We start from the raw sequence: 17,865 nt of genomic DNA, 5'->3' as shown, positions 1-17,865 counted from the left end.
TCACTCAACGCGAACCGTCCCTCCCACGAGGCGTGGCAGCACGCTCTCGCCGAACACCTCGATGAACTCCCGCTGATTGCGCCCAACGTTGTGCAGCAGGATCTGGTCGAACCCCAACTCCGCAGCCTCCTGAAGCCGTGCCGCATGCCAGTCCAAATCGGACTCCATGGCCACCGCGTCCACCAAATCGTCAACCTCGACCGAGACGCACGCCGCGTCGAAGTCTTCCGGCATCGCGAGGTCCCACGACATCGGATACCGCAATCCCGCGTGGCGCCACTGATCCCACGCCTGTGCCCGCGCCTGCTCCCGGCTCAACGCCCACGACAGGTGGTATTGCAGGCGCACCGGCTTGTCCCGGCCCCCGCTTGCGCGAAACGCCTCCACGACCCGCCGCATCCGCTCCACCGGCCCATTGATGGTGACCAGCCCATCGGCCCAACCCGCCGCCCACTGCGCGGTCTCCGGCGTCACCGCCGCCGCGAACAAAGGCACCGCCGTGTCCACACCCGACGAATACACCCGCGCCCGGCGCACCCGCACGAGCCCCGCATGGTCGACCGTCTCGCCCCGCCACAATCGCCGCATCACGTCAACGCACTCGTGCAACCGCGCCTCCCGCGCCGGCTTGTCCGGCCACGAGTCCCCGGTCACGTGCTCGTTGAGCGCCTCGCCACTGCCCACGGCCAGCCAGAACCGGCCCGGATACATCTGCTCCAGCGTGCTGGCCGCCTGCGCGAGCACCACCGGGTGATACCGCTGTCCAGGCGCGCTGACCACGCCGAACGGCAGCGTGGTCGCCTCCAGCGCCGCGCCAAGCCACGCGTATGCGAACGCGACGCCGTCCCGATGCGTGCTCAGCCACGGGAACAGGTGGTCGGAGCACATCGCGGCCCCAAACCCTGCCCGCTGCGCCAGCCGCACGCACTCCAGCAGCTCACGCGGCCCGGACTGCTCGTGGCTCGCGTGGTATCCGATCATCGCCATACCACCCGTTACCCGCCTACGACGGGGAGAGAAACTCCGGATGGCTCACCAGAAACTGCTGCACCGTCTCGTCACGCACGCTTTGGAAGAGCCGCAACGATTGCGCATCGAGCACCTCATACGACGTGTTGCCGATTTCCACGGGATTCACCCTGCCCCCGTTGGTCCTGACCATGATGATGTCGTCGGGCCGGATGTCCTTGAGCGTGAACACGAAGTCGACGAGCTTCGCCCCACCGGTGTCGAGGATCGTCGCCTTCCCGCCGGCCTCGATGACCCGGTTGAGCCGGTTCACGTCGGTGACCACGCCCTTGCTCATCGCCTTCCCGACCATCGCCTTGATCAGCTTTTGCTGGTTCTTCTGCCGGTCGTAGTCGCCGTTTTCCAGGCTCTTGCGGATGCGCGCGTAGTCAAGCGCCAGCTCGGGCGTGAACGACCGGCAGCCCACCTCGTGCACCACCGACCTGCCGCCCTGGGGCATGCCGCGCACCTTCTTGTTGACGTCGTCATACCACGTCGACACGATGTTGCCCTGCGCGTCCCACGCCAGATGAATCGACGTGGCCCGCTGATCCACGCACATCTCCACCCCGCCGAGCTCCTCCAGCACGCCCCTGAACCCATCGAAGTCAATCAGCATGGCCCCGTGGAATTTGATCCCGGTCAGCTTGAACACCGTGTCGGACAGCATCCGCACGCCCGCGGCTCGCTTCTCAAGCTCGCCGCCCTGCTTGCCGCGATAGCCATGCCCGAACGCGGCGTTGATTTTCTCCGTGCGCCCGCCGATGGTGACCTTCGTGTCCCGCGGGATCGACAGCAGATAGGCCCGGTCGTGCGAATGCGGGATGTGCATCACCACGATCGTGTCCGAAAGCACGCCTTCGCGCTCCCCCGGCCCGGTGTAGCTGGGTTCCACGTCGATCCCGACCAGCAGCAGATTGATCGCGCCATCGATGTTGCTGCCCGCATAGGCCTCCGATTTGGAGTCGATCATCTCGGTGGTGGTGATGCTGGAGTCCAGCTTCGCCGTGGCCAACCGCACCGCGATCAGCCCACCCCCGCTCACCGTCATCAGCAAGGCGCCGAAGACCACCCCGAGCTTCGCCCACAACACGTGCACGTCCTCTCCGTAGAACTTCTCCCCTAAGACGGGTTGAACCCGGCGAACCGTTGTGCGCATCGCTGACGTCCGCTAGCGTCGGCGATCAACGGAGGCATCGACAATGTTGCGCATCCATTTCACCGCCTCGGATCTGGGCCGGCTCCGGTTGGCGGCCAACGCGGACCCGCTGTGGGAGGCCATGCTCAGTCAGCATGTGCTCACCGACGGCGGCTCGCATCCGCGGTTCGATGCGTGGCGCGACACCGCGCGGGCCCGCCTGACGCCACAGATGCGGGCTTTGATGACGCTCGCGCCGCCTCGCGGGTACACCCCGGACTTTCTCACCCCGACCCACGGTCAGGCCGGCCTGGAAGCGGGTCTGAATCTGGTCGGCGCCACTCCCGCGCATCTGCTGCGGGCAGATCTCGACCTGCTGACCGGTCAGGGCACACCCGCCGCTTGGACGCGCCGGCTCGCCGACGGTGACGGGCACGCGCTGCGCACGCTCACCGCCACCATGCGGCGCTACTTCGAGGCGACCCTGGCCGCGTTTTGGGATCTGATCCGCAGCGAGGTGGCCGCGGAGCGGGCCCTGCGCGCCCGCATCATCGCCGACCGCGGCAGCGAGTGGGTGCTCGCGACGCTCCACCCGACCATGCGGTGGCAGCCGCCCGTCCTCCACATCGTCTATCCCCATGACCGCGACATTCATCTCAACGGCCGGGGCCTGACCCTGCTGCCCTCGTTCTTCTGCCGGCGGGCTCCGATCACCCTCCGCGTCTGCGAGGGCGAACCCATTTTGGTGTACCCGATTGAGCCCGCGCTTCGCCCGGCCGTCCACACCGGACCGGCGCTTCGCCGCGAACTGGTGGCGCTGCTCGGGCACACGCGGGCGTCGGTGTTGCAGGCGGTGGCGTCCTCGCCTTACGGCCGCACCACGGGCGAGCTGGCCGGCCAGCTGAGGATTTCGCTGTCGAGCGCGAGCGGGCACGCGGCCACTCTGCGCAAGGCGGGCCTGCTGACCAGCCGCACCTCCGGCCGGCAGACGCTGCACACGATCACCGCTCTCGGCGAGTCGTTGCTCGGCGGCATGGGTACCTCCTGAAAATAACTAACAGATCTTGAAATCTCGCCGAAACATATACCCATCGACGCCCGTCGGCCGGTATCCTGCGCTCATTTATGGCTGTCCTCCCCCTTTCGAAGGAGCACCATGAAGCACCCCCGCCCTACCCGCCTGTCCAGACGGCTGATTGTCGCCGCGCCGGCCCTGGCCGCCGCCGCAGTCGTCGCGGCCCCCGCCGCCCAGGCTCAAGCGGCTCCCACCGCAGACGCTCCATCCGCAGCCCCACCCGCCGAATGCCTGGCCGACCTGATCCAGCGGGAGGCGTGATGGCCACGATCCCCTGGCTCGCCGACGTGCTGCGCGCCGAAGACATCCCCGTGGTCGAGCACGGCGATTGGCGCAACCGCATGCGCCCCGGCTCATTCGAGCCGTTCGGTGTGCTGTGGCACCACACCGCCGCCACGTCGTCGGCCAGCAACCCGCACCCGGCGCTCAACGTGTGCATCAACGGCCGCTCCGACCTGCCCGGCCCGCTGTGCCAGGCCCTGGTCGACTACCACGGCGTTTTTCACGTCATCTCGGCCGGCCGGTGCAACCACGCCGGCACGGCCCGCGCCAGCGGCCCCATCCCGGCCGGCGATGGCAACACCATGCTCGTCGGCTGGGAAATCGACTACAACGGGGTCAACCAGTCCATGACAGCCGCACAGTACAACAACTCCCTCAAGGCCACGGCGGCCGTGCTGCGCCGCTTCGGCCGTGACGCGAGTTACGCCCGCGGGCACCGCGAGACCTCCACCACCGGGAAGATCGACCCGTCGTTCATCGACCTCAACGTGATGCGCGCCGACGTGGCCCGGCTGCTCAACCCGCAGCCCCCGGGCTGGTTCGCCATCGTGGACAACGACACCGCCGGCCGCTTCACCGCGAGCGAAAACTGGGGCACGTCAACGTACTCCACCCAGCGGCACGGCGCCGACTACAGGTTCGCCAACCCGGTCGCGGCCAGCGACCCGGCGTGGTACAGGTTCGCGATCCCGGAGACGGGCACCTACCGCGTCGAGACGTGGTATCCGGGCAACTCCGGCTACAACGACCGCACCCCGTTCATCATCGCCACCGCCACCGGCAACCAGACCGTGGTCGTCGACCAGCGTTCGGGCGGCGGCGCCTGGCGCAGCCTCGGCACGTTCAACCTGACCGCGGCGGACGAAAACAAGGTCGCGGTCTCCCGCTGGACCAGCGGCACCGGCTACGTCATCGCCGACGCGATCCGCGTCAGCCGGGTCTGACCCTCAGGAGAGCACAGTGAGACTCAAACGGTTGGCCATATTGGCGGCCTGCGCGTTGCTCCTGCTGCCGGCCGCGCCGGCGCAGGCCGCGGGCTCATTCACCAACCCGCTCAACGGGAGCGCCGATCCGACGCTGACCTTCTACAACGGGTACTACTACCTCGCGACCACACTGGGCGACCGCATCGGGATCTGGCGCTCGCCCACGCTGCGCGGGCTCGCGTCGGCACCTGAGAACACGGTGTGGCGCGACCCGGACAACAGCCGCAACAAGCAGATGTGGGCGCCCGCGCTCTACCGGTTCAACGGCCGCTGGTACGTGTACTACACCGCCAGCGACGGCGTGGACGCCAACCACCGCAACTATGTGATCGAGTCCGACGGGGACAACCCGTTGGGGCCGTATCACTTCAAGGCGCGCATCGCCGACTGGGGCACCTACGCCATCGACGGCGAACCGATCGTCCACAACGGACGGATGTACTTCATGTGGAGCGGGCCGGGGCGCGGCATGACCGGACCGGCGCAGCTCTACATCCAGGCGATGAACACGCCGTGGTCCGTCACGGGTTCGCGGGTCGCGATTCCCGCGAGCGGCGGGTGCACCGAGGTGCGCGAGGGCCCGGTCGGGCTGCGCGGCACCAACCGGCTGTTCCTCGTGTACTCCACATGCGACACGGGCAAGCCCGACTACCAGCTGTGGATGAAGTCGATCGCCGACGGGGCCGACCCGATGAACGCCGCCAGCTGGGTGCAGCACGCGGGCCCGGTGTTCTGGCGCAACGACGCGGCGGGCGTTTTCGGGCCGGGCCACAACGGGTTCTTCAAGTCGCCCGACGGCTCGGAGGACTGGATTGTCTACCACGGCAAGACAAGCTCGGCGTACACCTACGCGGGGCGCACGACGCGGGCGCAGAAGATCTCGTGGAACGCCGACGGCACGCCCAACTTCGGGCGGCCGTACAGCCTCAGCACGGCCCTGACCCCGCCGTCGGGTGATCCGGAGAACCCGCCGGGCTGGACGTCCATTGTGGACAATGCGACCGCGGACCGGTTCACGGCGAGTGAAAACTGGGGCATGTCAACGTATTCGGCGCAGCGGTACGGTGCGGACTACCGGTTCGCCAACCCGGTCGCCGCGAGCGATCCGGCCTGGTACAGGTTCGCTATTCCGGAGACCGGGACGTATCGCGTGGACGCCTGGTGGCCGGCGGTGTCTGGCTACAACGACCGCACGCCTTACATCATCGTCACGGCCACGGGCAACCAGACCGTCAACGTGGATCAGCGGGTCAACGGGGGCATGTGGCGTACCCTCGGCACCTTCACCCTCACCGCCGGCGACGAGAACAAGGTCGCGGTGTCGCGCTGGACCGGCGGCACCGGCTACGTGATCGCCGACGCCATCCGCATCACGCGCGTCTGACACGACCGACGCGGGGGGCCGGGTCCGACGGCCCCCCGCTAGTCCGGCCGGCGCAGGTGCTCGGCGATGCGATGGTCGTGCTTGGAGCGGGCCTGCTCGGCCTTTTGCGCGGCGGTCTGCCCGTCGTCGGCCGCCGGATCCAGCGGCACCGAGCTGCGGATCTCGCTCATGTTGCGATACGTGGCAAGCGGAAGCGCGCGCAGCAGCTTGCGCCCCGCCTCGCCCGCGTGCCTGGAGGCGTGCTCGACGACCTCCTCCTTCGTGGCCGGGAAGTCCAGATCGCTGAGCGCCTCCTGGACCTGCGCCCAGGCTGTCTGATCGTTCATGTCCCATCCCATCCGTCGGTCAGGAGCGGTGAAGGGCTGCCACCGGCTCCCTCACCCTTTCGAGAATCACGCCGCTTCGGGGTCTGGTCGGGATGCGGTCGAGCGGGATGCCAAGGTCCTGCGGCGGCAGCCGATAGTCGAGATTGGACAGTGCCTCCGCCGCCTGTGCCATGAGGCGCAGCGTGATGTCCTCGCCCGGACACCGGTGTCCCGCGCCGGCCTCGCCGCCGCCCTGCGCGATCACGTGCTGCGGGGCCGCGTCCGTGCCCAGGAACCGTTGCGGGTCAAAGGTTTCCGGCTCCCGCCACAGCGTCGGGCTGTGGTTGGTGCCATAGATGTCGAGCAGCACGAGCCGGCCCTCGTCGAAGTGCTGGCCCTCCCACACGAAGTCATGCCGCACCCGGGCCCCGACGAACGGTGCGAACGGGTAGAAGCGCCGCGCCTCCTGCGCGAAGGCCCGCGACACCGCCCGGTCACCGTCGCGCAGGGGCTGGCGCCATTCGGGATGGTGGTGCAGGGCGTGCGCGATGAACGTCACGAACCATGCCACGGCCACGGTCGGCCGGATAATGTTCAGCAGCTCGACCCCGGCCACCCGCTCGGGCATCAGCACACCGCTCGCGTCGCGATGGTGGGCGACCGTGTGCACCACCGAAGCCGGAGAGACCGTGAGCCCACCGGCCCGGACGTCGCCGATCACCTTGCCCGCCCACATCTCGGCGCGTGCCCGTGCCATCCGTCCCCGCCAATGCCTCGCGCCCAGCGTGGCGAACCCGTCCACCATCGTGGTCAAATTTTCGGCCAGCGCGGCCGCTCCGGCCGCGGGCAGCGGCGCATGCGCCCATGCCGTGACGGCACGGGTGAGAACCAGCGCGCTCTCGTCGAACAGGGCCACGCGCGGCATCCCAGCCCACCGCCGCGCCGCCTGCCGCCACAACCCACCGGCGATCATGGCCAGCTGCTCGGCGTAGCCCGGCGTGCCCACAGACAGGAACATCGCCTTGCGCGCCCGGTGCTCGCCGTCGTCGAGCCCCTGCACACCGCCCACCCCGAATAGTGTCTTCTTGGCGAAACCGGGCAGGACCCCGCGCCGCTGAAACCGGCTCTCGTCGTAGAACACGTGCACGGCGGGCAGCCCGCGCATGCAGATCACCGGCATGCCCAGCAGGCGCACCCGTGCCACGTCGCTTCCTTCCCGATCCAGCAGATCGGAAATCGTGTCATATGCGACCCAGCCCATGCACCTGCTGTTGCCCTGACTGGCATGGGCCGAAACTAGAACGTGCCCTGATACAGCGCGCACCCGCGGCACACCTCGGGTGGGGTGTCGCCTGCCAGCCTGCGGCGGAACTCGTGATATTCGGGACCGTTCCAGATTTCGGGGAAGCTTTGGTGGTCCAGCCGCCCCAGCGCCACGCGGTCATCGCCCATCACCATGCAGCACGGCTGCACGACGCCTTGGCTGGTGATGTATGCGCCGTCCCACGGCCAGGTGCACCCGGCGGTCGGCGTGGGCTCGTTGTGCGGCAGGCGCAGCAGCACACCGGCCCGTGTGGCGGCGGCACGCGCCCGCGCGAACGCGGCCTCGGCGTGCTCGCGGTCGTCGCCGGTCCACAGCGCCTCGTCGCGCGCGTACTGCCGGATCTCCTGGTACGCCCCGGCGGGATCGGTGTCGCCGAACGTGTGCGACAGATTCTGCACCCGCAGCTCGCCCACGCCGATCCGCCCGAGCAACCGGACGAGCCGGGCGAGGTGCGCCACGTTGCGGCGCATGGCCACGAACACGACCCGGATCCACGGCACGCTGCTGCCCGACTCGCGCTTGGCGCGGGCGAGCCCGGCCAGGTTGTCCACGACCGTGCGGAAGCTCGCGCCGTCGCGGATCGCCTCGAAGGTCGGTGCGTCGGCGGCGTCAAGCGACACGTGCAACCAGTCCACTTCGGACTCGACGAGCTGTTTGGCCTTGCGCGGGTTGAGCAGGGTCGCGTTGGTGTTGAACCCCGTGCGCACGCCACGGCGTTTCGCGTACCGAATCATCTCCAAAAGATCCGGGGCCAGCAGCGGCTCACCCAGGCCTTGCAATGTCAGCTGGCGCAATGTCGGCACGGAGTCGACGAGTTTGCGGAACATGTCCAGGGACATGGCCCCGGCAAGCTTGTTGATCGGCGGACGGTAGCGCACCAGGCACATGGCACAGCGCAGGTTGCACGCCGAGGTCACCTCCACCTGGAGGCTGGCCGGAAGCGGCACCGTGTCGACCATGCCCGCGGCTTACCCGCAAGCCGATGGGCCAAACAAGGTTTGGCGGCGTGGCGGCAGGGGGACTCTGTCGCCAGAGGGCTCCATTCATCTCCCTGAGGCTGGCGATGTTTCTTGAATGTTCCGCCCTAGGAGCATCGCCAGCAAACCGTGGGTCAGGGCTGGATTATGTGGTACGGCAAACGACCACGCGTCGTCGGCCGTCTGATCGCGCGACGCAGCCGCGACCTTACCGCAGTCTCAGGTGGCGCGTGGCGAAGTAGGCGTATCTGATGGCGGGAAGCGTCAAGCCTGCCACCGGGATGCTCACGAGGACAGCATCGAGTCGGTGAGCCGGAGCGATGGAGACCAGCATGGACGCGACGGCAAGCGCGAATCCGGCCAGCGCCACCAACGTGATGCGGGCAGCCCACTCAGCAGCCCACCGGCCGGGCAGCGACACCGTCAGCACGGTCAGCACCGCGCCGATCTGCGCGAGCATGGCGCACGCCTGAAGGGCTTCGACTGCCGCCAGGAACACGGACCGCGCCCACCCCGTGGGGACGGTCGAGTCCGCGATACCGACAACCGACTGGTAGGCCTGCCAGCCGAGCCCACCGGCCAGCAGGAGGAGCAGCACGATGACCGCGTGACGGCGCGCGAGCCGCAGGCGCGCCTCCCCGGCAAGGGCCACACCGATCTGTTGTGGGTCACCGAACTCCCGGCGCAACGCCGTCTCGGCCGTGTCGTCGCCGTGGTGCTCCAGGGTTTGCGTGAGCCCGTCGCGCAACTCGTCGAGGATGTCGCGCCGGACGCGTGGGCCGCCGGGAAGTTGCCTGCCCACCTGTTCGAGGTAACGCTCAATGGCGTCCGGCCCGCTCGACGGCCCCTCTCCGCTGCGCTCCGCGGGGCATGCCTGCCGATTCACTCGGGACGAGCCCTCGCTCATGCCGGGGCCTGCACGATCCGCTCGATGGTGTCGGCGAAGCCGCGCCACTGGGCACGGTAGGTAGCCAGTTTCGCCCGCCCGAGTGTGGTGAGCGCATAGACCCGCCGCCGATGTCCATTGTGGACTGTCCAGGTCGCGGTGACCAGGCCGGTGCGTTCCAGCCGGTGCAGCGCGGGATAGATGGTCCCGGTCGGGAGATCCAGCGTGCCCCCGCTATTGTCCTTCAGCTGCTCGATCACTCCGAAGCCATGCTGCGGCTCGGGCTCCAGGATGGCCAGCACCAAGCCGTCGAGGTGGCCCTTGAGCATCTCCGGCGTCATGAGTAGTGATCCTACAGCAGCATTGCTATTGTAGCGTCGCTACAGTAGCGTCCCTACTATGACTGGTACGGCGGCGATTGTCACCGATGGCCTGACGAAACGCTACGGCGGGCGCATAGCGGTCGACCGACTCAGCATGGCGGTCCCCGCCGGTCAGGTGACGGGATTCGTCGGGCCCAACGGCGCCGGCAAGAGCACCACCATCCGGATGCTGCTCAGCCTGATCCGGCCCACGGCCGGAAGCGCGACCGTGTTCGGGCGATCGCTGGCCGATGCGGCGACCTATCTGACATGGGTCGGGGCGCTCGTGGAAAGCCCTGCCCTTTACCCGCGCCTCAGCGGCCGCGACAACCTCGGGGTGCTGGGCCGACTCGCGGGCAACACCAGCCGGATCGATCAGGTGCTTGAGACGGTTGGTCTGACCGATCGCGCCGGTGACGCGGTCGGGACCTACTCGCTGGGCATGCGCCAACGGCTGGCGATTGCCGCCGCCCTGCTCCCCGATCCGCGCCTGGTGATCCTCGACGAGCCGGCCAACGGCATGGACCCGGAGGGCATCCGCGACATCCGCCGGCTCCTGCGCGGTCTGGCCGAACGCGGCGTCACCGCATTTGTTTCCAGCCACCAACTGTCCGAAGTGGAACAGGTCTGCGACCACATCGTGCTGCTGCGCACCGGTCGCCTGCTATATCAAGGCAGCCTCACGGAGCTGACAAGCCTGCACCAGCCACAGATGACCGCGCGACCGGACGACCCCGCTCAGCTTGACGCGCTCGCGCACCTGGCCCGAGCTCAGGGCTGGACCGTGGGCGTCGATCGGGACGCGATAGTCGTGAATGGGCCTCCGGCAACGCTCAACCGATTGGCGCACCAGCACGACATCACCCTGGCCCACCTGTCCACCCGACCGCTCACCCTGGAGGAAATCTTCTTCCGGCTCACGCAGAAAGACGGGATCTGATGGTCGCGGCCTTCCTCAGCGAGATGGTCAAACTACGGCAGCGGACGTACTGGCTCATGGCCGCCGTGATGGTCGCCTTCATGGCGATCACCATGGTGATGTCCATCAGCGGTGCCGGTGATGCGCCGAGCGACCGTGGCCCGGCCGGTCTCGTCCTTGCGCTGCAGCAGCTGCAGGCTTCCGATGGCCTCGGGCGCAGCCTCGGCAACGCGGCCACGTTTCTGGGCATCGTCGCCGTGACCCTGATCGCCCTCAACGTCGGTGGCGAATACGACCATGGCACGCTGCGCAACCTGCTGGTCCGCCAGCCCCGCCGGATCCGCCTGCTCGGTGGCAAGACCGCGGCGCTGATGAGCTTCCTCGCCGGGACCACCATCGTCACGGGCCTCGCCGGGGTCGGCATGGCCCACCTTCTTGCCTCCAATGTGGACACCACGGCCTGGCAAACCCGCGATGGCCTGACCGCCACCACCGCGGGAGTAGCCGGCCTCACCGCGGCCGTCTTGGGCTGGGCCTCGCTCGGCGTGCTGGCCGGCATCCTGCTGCGCAGCGCCGCGATCGCCATCGGCGCTGCCGTCGCCTACGCGCTGCCCGTCGAGATCCTCCTCACGGTGGTCGCCGGGGACGTGGCCCGATGGCTTCCGGGCCAACTGTTCCAAGCCCTCGCCCGCGGCGGCACGCCGGACGTCAACCCCACCACCGCACTGCTCGGCTCGGCAGCCTGGGCAACCGCCGCGATGTTGTTGGCAGCGTTGATCTTTCGCCACCGGGACGTCACCAATTGATCGCATTCAATCGCTGTCCAGAGCCCGTTCAGAGGCAGGCCTTAACGTGCGACTTACCCATTCACTCTCTCACGGAGGTAGTCGCCATGAGGATTCATGCTCGACGGATGGCGGCCATGATGATTGCGGCCATCAGCGTCCTGACGATGGCTCCGGGTGTGAGCCAGGCGGCCCACCCCGCGCCGGCCGCTGCGGACAAGGGCAATGTGGCCGGGGCTCCGTTCGTCTTCACCAGAAAGACGGGGCTCGGCGTGACCCAGGTCATCAACTGCTGGGGACGCGTCGACCACCCGCACAACTCCACCGGCACACCGAGCGCGGTGACCGGGAAATCCCAGACGTGGTGTGACGCGCCGATCGCCCAGATCAGCGCGCAGACCGAGCTGTATCGCTATCTGGACGGCTACGGCTACACCCTCGTCGGCATCGGTTCGCTCGCCTATGAGCTCAACCATGCGGGACCGGTCGTCTCGACCGCGTACGACATCTGCCAGGGGCGCCTGGCCTACTGGGCCGCGGTCGGCCGGCATCGGCTCGTCGCGCCGCCCGGCTTCCAACCCCCGTCGATCACCCTTACCACCGGGACTCCCGGCGTGGGTGTGAACTGCTGACCTGCCCCCACCCTTTCGTCGCGGGCCGGCCGCTGTGACCGGCCCGCGCCCGGCCCACTAGTAGACCGACAGGTGGACGTGGTTGGTGTGATCGCCGGCGGGTGCGTCGCCGCAATTGGAGCCGGCCGAGTTGTAGCGGTGCCAACCGGTGCTGACTTGCCAGATTTGGCAGTACCAGACCACATACATGACGCCGAGGGCCTTCGCGTTTTTGACGTAGAACGCGGCCAGCCGGTCGCCGTAGTTCTTGTTGGCCCCGCCCGCCGAACGGTTTTCGAAGCCGTTCTCGAACGCGGCCCAGTCGCAGGCCCGGCCCTTGGGGTGTTCGTATTGGTCGCCGGGCCGGTAACACGAGACGTACCACGAGAAGCCGACGCGCTTGGTTTCTCGGAGGGCGTGCAGGGTGCGCGGCGTGATGCAGCCCGACGTGGTCGGGTCGTCCTCCGAGCAGCCGGTGCCGAGATTGCTCGGCGCCGGATTGGCGATCGGGATCCCGGCGGAGTCGAACACGGGCGCGGAGCGGATCGCCTTGGCCGCGGCGAGCGCCTTCTCGGCGGCCTGTTTGCGGCGGGCCATCTCGTCCAGCGCGGCGGCCTGCGTGGCAACCTGTTCGTCTATGCCGGTCTTGGCCTCGGCCGCGCGTCGTTTGGCATCGGCGAGAGCGGCCAGGCGGTCAGAGTCGTTGCGGGTGAGCTTGTCGATGGCGTCGGCGCGGCCAAGCAGGTCGCCCTTGGCGCCCGGGTCGAGCAGCAGGCCGAGGGTCCCCACGCGGCCGGTGCGGTAGGCCTCGGCCGCGTATTCGGCGACGCGGCCCTTGATCCGGGCGATGTCGGCCTCGGCCGTGGTCAGCTGCTGCTGCAGCTCCGCCTGCCGGGCCTGCGACGCGGTCAGCTCGGTCTCGGCCTTCATGTAGCCTTCGGCCGCCGCGGCCAGGTTTGCCCGTAATGTCGTCAGCTCCTGCGAACCGGTCTCGTCGGGTTCGGGCTGGGCGACGACGGGTGAGGGTAGTGCGAGCAACGCCGTCACTAGTCCAACGAGGACGGTCACCGACGACGTATGACGCCGGCGGTGGGGGTACGCCGTATGAGTCACGGGCGGTTACGTTACCCGGGTATTCTGTGACCTCCCAATCACTCTTCGCCCGAACACGTCCTCGCACGGCGTGTGAGCTGGGCAAACATCAAATCGGATATGCTCGGCGGCGATGACCGGGCATGCGCACGAATACGACAAAAAGGCAACACGGCTGACGCTCGCGGTCCTGATCCCGGCCGCCGCGCTCACCCTGATCGGGCTGCTCCTGCTGTGGCCCGGGAAGATCGCGGCCGAACCGTGGACGGGACCACCGCATCACACCGGCGACGTGGTCACGGTGCACCAGCGGGCGTGCACCCCGGACGAGGCCGCGCCCGACGTGGCCGCGCAGGTGTGCGGCGAGGTGACCGTGCGGCTCAACGACGGCCCCGATGCGGGACGGATCGTGAGCACGCGGCTACCGTCCGGGCCGGGCGCGCCCGTCGTCAAGCCCGGCGATCGCGTCATCCTCGTCTACGGAGACAGCTTCGACGACCCGACCGGGACGCGCTACGAAATCATCGATCACGAACGCGGTACCCAAATATGGCTCCTGGTTTTGATTTTCGCCCTCACCATTGTCGCGTTTGGACGGTGGCGCGGGGTGACGGCCTTGGCCGGACTGGGCGTGACCTTCATGGTGCTGCTCGCGTTCATCGTGCCGGCGATCCTGCAGGGCGAGCCGCCGCTGCTCGTCGCGATCGTCGGGTCGGCGGCCATCATGCTGGTCGTGCTGTATCTGACACACGGCTTCAGCACACAAACCTCCATGGCCGTGCTCGGCACGCTCGCCAGCCTCGCACTGACCGGAGCCCTGGCCGCCTTCACCACCGCAGCGCTGCACCTGACGGGGGTCGCCGACGAGCAGGCGTCGTTCCTGACCATCCAATACGGTGATGTCAACATGCTGGGCCTGCTGCTCGCGGGCATCATCATCGGCGCGCTCGGGGTGCTCGACGACGTGACCGTCACCCAGTCGTACACGGTCGCCGAGCTGGCGCGGGCCAACCCCGCGATGGGCTTCGCCGAGCTCTACCGCGCGGCAAGCCGGGTCGGGCGGGCGCACATCACCTCGGTCATCAACACCATCGTGCTCGCCTACGCGGGCGCTTCGCTGCCGTTGCTGTTGCTGCTGAGCGCCGGGCCGGGGCAGAGCAACGGCGGCTGGCTGCAAATGCTCAAAAGCGAACAGCTCGCGCAGGAGATCGTGCGCAGCGCGGTCGGTACCATCGGCCTGATCGCGGCCGTGCCCATCACCACGGCCCTGGCCGCCCTCGCCGTGCGCGGCCGCCCCATTGGCTTGCGTTTCCGGCCACCACGCCCGCGTCGTCGCCGCCCGGATCCGCTGGAGTCCGCATGGGGCCTCGAACCGGAGGCTGTGCCTCAAGGTGACGACCCGCGGTGACTTCGCCGACGGTCGGCGTGGGCGTCTCGGCGTCGAGCCGCACGGCCACCCGATCCGGCAACCGCCGCGCGCGCTGCGCGAGATTGGCCGCGAGGTTCCTCACCACACATCCCCTTCGCGCCAGTCACAGACAATCGGCTCGGTCAGGTCGGCCGGCCCGGCCACCGGCAGCACCAGGATCGCGCCGTCCTCCTCGGGCGTGGCCCGCAGCCCGTCGGCAGCATCCACATAGGACGGTCCGCGCCACAACTTCCAACCCAGCCGCTCATAAAACGCGGGTTTGCCGGTGCACAGGGCACCCATCTCGTACCCGTCCTCGATCAGCGTCGCCGACGCGGCCATGACCGCACGCCCATGCCCGTGCCCCTGCTCGCCTGGCCGCACCGCCACCGCCTCGACATAGCCGGTGCGCAGCGGCACGTCGCCGCAGCGCAGGGTCCGTTCGACCACGCACGCGTGGGCCACGAGACGGTCACCGGAGTAGGCCAGGACATGCTGCCCGCCAAGGCAGTGCTCCCAGTCGTGCTCGTCGAACTCGCCGCCGAACGCGTCGTCCAGCAATGACCGGATCTCGGCCAGCGTCTCGCCGCTCAGCTCATCGGTGGGGCGCACGACCAACATCATCGGATGATAGCCCTCGTGCGGGCCACACTCACCCCTCCCGCACGGTGGCCCGCTCTGAGACCCTTATATCCGTGGATGCGTTTGTGCGCCGGGTCACGTGGTCGCGGGCCGACAAGCTGTGGGCGATCGGCAGCACGGTGTTCTACTCGATACCGTGCTTCGCGCTGATGTTCGCGGGCGACCCGTGGCTGATCGCCGTGCTGGCACTGTCCATTGTGGGCTTCGGCATCCTCAACTGGCGTATGCGCGCCCGCGACAGCAACCGCCTGCTCGCCGAGATCAATGAGCACGGCATCCGCTTCCGCGAGCATGACACACCCATCCCGTGGGGGTCGGTGACCCTGGTCGGCCTGTACCGCTCGGGCGGCGGCACGTGGTCGCCCAGCCGCGACCACGTGCTGGTCCAGCTGTCCGACGGCACTCGGGTCAGCCACCAGCTCGACGACCGCCTCCAGCCGCACGAGGTGCGCGCGGCCGTCGCCCGTTTCGCCCCCAGCGTGCAAATCGAAGGCTAAGTCAACTGCCGCGCGGCAACGGGGCCCGCCTCACCCGGACCGCGGCTCCTGCCGCGCGAGCCTGTGGCGCAACGTTTCGATCATCGTGTTGGCCGCGGCCAGCTGGTACTCCAGGCTCACGATGCGCACGGCCGCGTCCAGCCGCATGCCGTCGTCGACCAGGGCCCGTGCCCGGTCGGCGCGCTCAAGGTCGTCGCGGCTGTATCGCCGGTGCCCACCACCCGAACGATGCGCGTCGAACAGGCCCGCCTGCTCGATCGCGCGCAGGAACGCGGGTGTCACGCCCAGCGCTCCGGCCGCCGCGCCCATGCTGTAGGCCGGGTAAGCGGAGTCGTCGAGCCGGTGTGGCTCCCGTCTGACCATGCCGCGGCGCTCCTCCCCAAGGATGGCAGCGCGGGGTGCCCGGGGGCACCCCGCGTGGTATCGATCCGAATCAGGTGCCGACGCCAACCGGCTTGAGCTCGTCGGCCGTGCTCTCACCCGAGATCATCTTGTGCCCCTCGTGGCTGTCGATCGCGCCCTGGCCGGCGCCTCGCGTGATCTCGATGCGGCGGGTCTTGGCCCGCTCGGCCACGGGGATCTTCAGCGTCAGCACGCCATCGCGATATTCGGCCTTGATGTCGTCGGTGTTGAGCCCGTCGCCCAGCACGAGCTGGCGGCTGTAACTGCCCGACGGCCGCTCGGACACCAGATAGGTCACGCCCTCCGGGTCTTTGCGGGTCCGCTCGGCCTTGACGGTCAGGGTCTGGTTTTCCGCCGTGACCTCAAGCGAGTCGGCGTCCATGCCCGGCAGGTCGAACCGGACGATCACCTGCTCGGCCGTGCGCAGGCAGTCCATCGGCATCAGGGCCGGGGTGCGGGCGGCGCCGAACACCTCGTTGGTGAGCCGGTCGAAGTCACGGAACGGATCGAAACGCAGCAGCATAACCAACACACCTCCCAAAGTTTGCACAACACGTCAGCTGCTGATCGGGTCTTACGGTCCGCGCTATGGCGCGTGGTCCGCGCTATGGCGCGTGGTCCGCGCTATGGCGCGTGGTCCGCGCTATGGCGCACGCCGGCGGTCGCGCCGCGAAGGTGGCCGGCTGAGGAACGCCGGATGGCGGCGGCGCCGGTGATAGTGGGACGGAACCAGCAAACCCATGCGCGATCACCCCCTTGCGGCCGAGAATATGCCTGGCAACCGTGACCCACTCACTGCAGAAATTATATCTCCGTCACTGCAGATTTCAAGGTGTACCGCCTGGCGGCCGCGCGAACCTCGCCGGCCACACGCCGTCGCAGCCCTGCCGGGCGGAGCACCTCGACGGCCGAGCCCAGGCTGAGCACCGACACCAGCGCCCAGTAGTCGTCGTCGAACGGGACGGTCAGCTCAACCATCCCCGTGGCCGTCAGCGGGATGCGGTCCTGCCCGTGCACCGGCACCAGCCGCCGCAGCCGCGGCAGCGCCCGCGCCGCCACGCGCATGGTGACCTCCACCGCCCGCGCCCGCTCGTCCTCGAACTCCCGCCGCGCATCGGCCCACGACTGCGCGAGGTCGAACCCCGGCGGGCGGGACACCGGCTCGTCCAGCGCCTCCACGGCCGCGATCCGGGACACCCGATAGGTGCGCCTGTCCGCGTCCCGCAGGGCCACCAGATACCACTCGCCGCCCGCGAGCACGAGCCCCAGCGGGTCCACCTCCCGCTCCACGGCCCGCCCGCCGCGCACATAGCGCATACGTATCCGTCGATCGCGCCACACCGCGCCGGCGAGCTCGGTCAGGCACGGCACCGGCTCGGCTGTGCCATACCACCGCACCGGGTCGAGGTGGAACCGCTCGACCGTGCGCCCGGCCCGCTCCCGCGCCTCGCCGGTCAGGCCCGCCCACACCTTCATCCGCGCGCCTTCGAGCATCTCGCCGAGCCCGAGCTGCTGCGCCGGACCGGCGAGCCCGAGGAACGCCAGCGCCCCCGCTTCGTCGAGCCCGACACCGGTCAGGCGCGTGCGATAGCCGCCGGCGAGCCGGTATCCACCAGCGGGGCCACGCACGGTGCGCACCGGCACGCCCGACGCCACCAGTGCCTCGACATCGCGCTGCACCGTACGCTCGCTGACCTCCAGCAACCGCGCCAGTTCGCCGGCGCTGAGCTGGCCTCGTACCTGCAGATGCAAAAGCAGGCTCAACATCCGCGAAGCTCGCAC

The 17,865-nt window shown here is 68.9% G+C and carries 21 protein-coding genes; 9 read left to right on the top strand and 12 right to left on the bottom strand.

Annotated features, from left to right (window positions below; genetic code table 11):
* Together DM816_RS06640 and DM816_RS06635 are read right to left on the bottom strand one after the other, a co-directional pair.
* Entirely contained in the window at positions 1-981 is a 981-nt protein-coding gene (locus DM816_RS06640) for a TIGR03885 family FMN-dependent LLM class oxidoreductase (protein WP_342768677.1), read from the bottom strand.
* Positions 982-1,003: 22 nt separating this feature from the next.
* A complete protein-coding gene (locus tag DM816_RS06635; RefSeq protein WP_162907187.1) occupies positions 1,004-2,107 on the bottom strand; it encodes an LCP family protein in 1,104 nt (367 codons plus the stop codon).
* A gap of 103 nt (positions 2,108-2,210) precedes the next feature.
* On the opposite strand from DM816_RS06635, the gene DM816_RS06630 reads away from it, so the two are divergent.
* The 4 genes from DM816_RS06630 (at position 2,211) to DM816_RS06620 (ending at position 5,873) form a co-directional block, all read left to right on the top strand.
* Positions 2,211-3,194 (top strand): ArsR/SmtB family transcription factor, encoded by a 984-nt coding sequence (locus DM816_RS06630; RefSeq protein ID WP_117209254.1) that lies wholly within the window; start codon positions 2,211-2,213, stop codon positions 3,192-3,194.
* A gap of 108 nt (positions 3,195-3,302) precedes the next feature.
* Positions 3,303-3,482: a hypothetical protein gene (locus tag DM816_RS42270; protein WP_162907186.1), complete on the top strand. Its 180-nt coding sequence runs from the start codon at positions 3,303-3,305 to the stop codon at positions 3,480-3,482.
* Entirely contained in the window at positions 3,482-4,447 is a 966-nt protein-coding gene (locus tag DM816_RS06625) for a golvesin C-terminal-like domain-containing protein (protein ID WP_117209253.1), read from the top strand. The genes DM816_RS42270 and DM816_RS06625 overlap by 1 nt, the downstream gene beginning before the upstream one ends.
* Before the next feature lie 16 nt (positions 4,448-4,463).
* Positions 4,464-5,873 (top strand): family 43 glycosylhydrolase, encoded by a 1,410-nt coding sequence (locus DM816_RS06620; protein ID WP_117209252.1) that lies wholly within the window; start codon positions 4,464-4,466, stop codon positions 5,871-5,873.
* Positions 5,874-5,911: 38 nt separating this feature from the next.
* Here the strand turns inward: DM816_RS06620 and DM816_RS06615 are convergent, their stop codons facing one another.
* From DM816_RS06615 to DM816_RS06595, 5 genes are all read right to left on the bottom strand, one after another.
* Positions 5,912-6,199 (bottom strand): DUF2795 domain-containing protein, encoded by a 288-nt coding sequence (locus tag DM816_RS06615; RefSeq protein WP_117209251.1) that lies wholly within the window; start codon positions 6,197-6,199, stop codon positions 5,912-5,914.
* 19 nt (positions 6,200-6,218) lie between these two features.
* A complete protein-coding gene (locus DM816_RS06610; RefSeq protein WP_117209250.1) occupies positions 6,219-7,439 on the bottom strand; it encodes a cytochrome P450 in 1,221 nt (406 codons plus the stop codon).
* Between the two features lie 35 nt (positions 7,440-7,474).
* A complete protein-coding gene (locus tag DM816_RS06605; RefSeq protein ID WP_117209249.1) occupies positions 7,475-8,461 on the bottom strand; it encodes a radical SAM protein in 987 nt (328 codons plus the stop codon).
* A 226-nt stretch (positions 8,462-8,687) separates the two neighbouring features.
* Positions 8,688-9,365, bottom strand: a complete 678-nt coding sequence (locus DM816_RS06600) for a hypothetical protein (protein WP_162907185.1) — start codon at positions 9,363-9,365, stop codon at positions 8,688-8,690.
* A 17-nt stretch (positions 9,366-9,382) separates the two neighbouring features.
* Positions 9,383-9,706: a PadR family transcriptional regulator gene (locus tag DM816_RS06595; protein ID WP_117209247.1), complete on the bottom strand. Its 324-nt coding sequence runs from the start codon at positions 9,704-9,706 to the stop codon at positions 9,383-9,385.
* Positions 9,707-9,764: 58 nt separating this feature from the next.
* Here DM816_RS06595 and DM816_RS06590 point away from each other — a divergent pair, with 58 nt between their 5' ends.
* The 3 genes from DM816_RS06590 to DM816_RS06580 all read left to right on the top strand — a co-directional run bounded on the left by DM816_RS06590 (position 9,765) and on the right by DM816_RS06580 (position 12,063).
* Positions 9,765-10,667 (top strand): ABC transporter ATP-binding protein, encoded by a 903-nt coding sequence (locus DM816_RS06590; RefSeq protein ID WP_117209246.1) that lies wholly within the window; start codon positions 9,765-9,767, stop codon positions 10,665-10,667.
* Positions 10,667-11,452 carry an ABC transporter permease subunit gene (locus DM816_RS06585; RefSeq protein ID WP_117209245.1) on the top strand — a complete coding sequence of 262 codons (786 nt, stop codon included), beginning with the start codon at positions 10,667-10,669 and terminating at the stop codon, positions 11,450-11,452. Before DM816_RS06590 ends, DM816_RS06585 begins: the two co-directional genes overlap by 1 nt.
* Positions 11,453-11,538: 86 nt before the next feature.
* Complete coding sequence (locus DM816_RS06580) at positions 11,539-12,063, top strand: hypothetical protein (protein WP_162907184.1); 525 nt, start codon at positions 11,539-11,541, stop codon at positions 12,061-12,063.
* Positions 12,064-12,120: 57 nt separating this feature from the next.
* Here the strand turns inward: DM816_RS06580 and DM816_RS06575 are convergent, their stop codons facing one another.
* Entirely contained in the window at positions 12,121-13,110 is a 990-nt protein-coding gene (locus DM816_RS06575; protein ID WP_117209243.1) for a coiled-coil domain-containing protein, read from the bottom strand.
* Positions 13,111-13,267: 157 nt separating this feature from the next.
* Here DM816_RS06575 and DM816_RS06570 point away from each other — a divergent pair, with 157 nt between their 5' ends.
* Positions 13,268-14,542: a YibE/F family protein gene (locus tag DM816_RS06570; protein WP_117209242.1), complete on the top strand. Its 1,275-nt coding sequence runs from the start codon at positions 13,268-13,270 to the stop codon at positions 14,540-14,542.
* Between the two features lie 99 nt (positions 14,543-14,641).
* Here DM816_RS06570 and DM816_RS06565 read toward each other — a convergent pair whose 3' ends face one another.
* The gene (locus DM816_RS06565; RefSeq protein WP_117209270.1) at positions 14,642-15,163 is read right to left on the bottom strand and encodes a GNAT family N-acetyltransferase; all 522 of its coding nucleotides are present in this window, start codon (positions 15,161-15,163) and stop codon (positions 14,642-14,644) included.
* A gap of 74 nt (positions 15,164-15,237) precedes the next feature.
* On the opposite strand from DM816_RS06565, the gene DM816_RS06560 reads away from it, so the two are divergent.
* A complete protein-coding gene (locus DM816_RS06560; RefSeq protein WP_162907183.1) occupies positions 15,238-15,681 on the top strand; it encodes a hypothetical protein in 444 nt (147 codons plus the stop codon).
* Between the two features lie 30 nt (positions 15,682-15,711).
* On the opposite strand, the gene DM816_RS06555 is transcribed toward DM816_RS06560, so the two are convergent.
* From DM816_RS06555 to DM816_RS06545, 3 genes are all read right to left on the bottom strand, one after another.
* Positions 15,712-16,044 carry a helix-turn-helix domain-containing protein gene (locus DM816_RS06555; RefSeq protein ID WP_117209240.1) on the bottom strand — a complete coding sequence of 111 codons (333 nt, stop codon included), beginning with the start codon at positions 16,042-16,044 and terminating at the stop codon, positions 15,712-15,714.
* Positions 16,045-16,114: 70 nt separating this feature from the next.
* Positions 16,115-16,606, bottom strand: coding sequence for an Hsp20/alpha crystallin family protein (locus DM816_RS06550; RefSeq protein WP_117209239.1), 492 nt, complete (start codon positions 16,604-16,606; stop codon positions 16,115-16,117).
* Positions 16,607-16,887: 281 nt separating this feature from the next.
* Entirely contained in the window at positions 16,888-17,865 is a 978-nt protein-coding gene (locus DM816_RS06545; protein WP_170318789.1) for a helix-turn-helix transcriptional regulator, read from the bottom strand.

The sequence above is a fragment of the Allorhizocola rhizosphaerae genome (assembly GCF_003426775.1).
Classification (GTDB): Bacteria; Actinomycetota; Actinomycetes; order Mycobacteriales; family Micromonosporaceae; genus Allorhizocola; species Allorhizocola rhizosphaerae.
Note: the sequence above shows the minus strand (reverse complement) of the source record. Positions and strands in the feature narration are given on the sequence as shown.